We start from the raw sequence: 1,293 nt of genomic DNA on the forward strand, positions 1-1,293 counted from the left end.
ATCATCTTTAATAAAATAATAAGCCATCTTTCCATCTTTCCAAAAATCAAGAACATCATTTTTATATAAAAGTCTCAAGTGATGTGATGTAGAAGCAACACTCATATTTAATATCAAAGAAATATCACAAACACACAACTCATTTTCCTTAATCAAAGATAATATGATTTTTAACTTCTTTTCATCACATATTTTTTGAAAAATACTAAGTAGTTTTTGTGATTTATCATCTTCTAAAAATTTCAAAGCATTATTCACTTTATCTTCATGAATACAGATCACATCACAAGCATTTGCCTTGCCCATATAAACCACACCTTAATTTAAAATATAAAATCAATTATTGTTTGAATTGTATTATTTTCAATAATAATAAATAACCCTAAACCAATATAAATAACAGCCATTATCCAACGACTAAACTTCTCTACAATTTCTCCAACACCTGAAATATTAGCTAATTTTTGTGCTGAATATACTAAAACAAAAATCAATATTAAAAATACAAGAAGAGTAACTAATAAGTCGACAATATCTAAAGTCTGCACCACAACTAGCGACTGTAACCAGAGCAACAATACCGACTAATTTTGACAACCCTTTTTCATCCAATTCTTTTTTAGCTCTTTTTTCGCCCTCACAATCGTCATAAATAGCAACTTTAATACCTAAGTAAATCGGTATTAAACCTAATAAACCCAACACCCATTTTTCCGGAACATAATTCAAAACAAAAGCTAGAAATAAACTAACTAATATTAAAATTACAGAACCTAAATATTGTCCGATATAAATATCTCGATATTCTTTTCTAGTATTTGCTCTAGCAAAAAATATTAATAGTATTACCAACAAATCTACTGCTGTAGCAATATATAAAACAGCAGCAGTAATCACAGTCGAAAACATAAAGCACCTCATTCAAAAATATTTTTGAATGTATTATAGCTTATATTTAGCAAAAATCATAGATGCGTGTTCTATTTTTTATTATCGTCTTGATAATCATAAAAATAAAACACTCCTTTTTAGCAAAATTTATCACAATAGTTATCGCTTTACAGGTCTATTTTTCATCGTTATAATCCAGTTAATTCCCGCAAGGGCGCACTTATGCGTTCTAAAAGAACGCGTGTAAAAACCATAATCGACCTTCGTCGATTTTTTTAATCTTAGTTTTAAGTAATCGGCGTTGTGGCGCAGATACAAAAATTAATACTACATCAAAATTTAACTAAGATTTAAGCTACTAGTTTTTTGCTAGTAGCTTTTTTATTTTTAAAATTTTAAATA

Annotated in this window: 1 protein-coding gene and 1 pseudogene; both read right to left on the reverse strand. The window is 27.8% G+C overall.

Annotated features, from left to right (window positions below):
• A partial coding sequence (locus KA830_RS12880; RefSeq protein ID WP_210134293.1) for an ArsR/SmtB family transcription factor occupies positions 1-306 on the reverse strand: 306 nt, incomplete at its 3' end.
• Between the two features lie 17 nt (positions 307-323).
• A pseudogene (locus KA830_RS12885) lies at positions 324-909 on the reverse strand (CadD family cadmium resistance transporter).
• Positions 910-1,293: the final 384 nt, after the last annotated feature.

This window comes from Staphylococcus sp. GDY8P119P, assembly GCF_017892075.1.
GTDB lineage: Bacteria > Bacillota > Bacilli > Staphylococcales > Staphylococcaceae > Staphylococcus > Staphylococcus ureilyticus.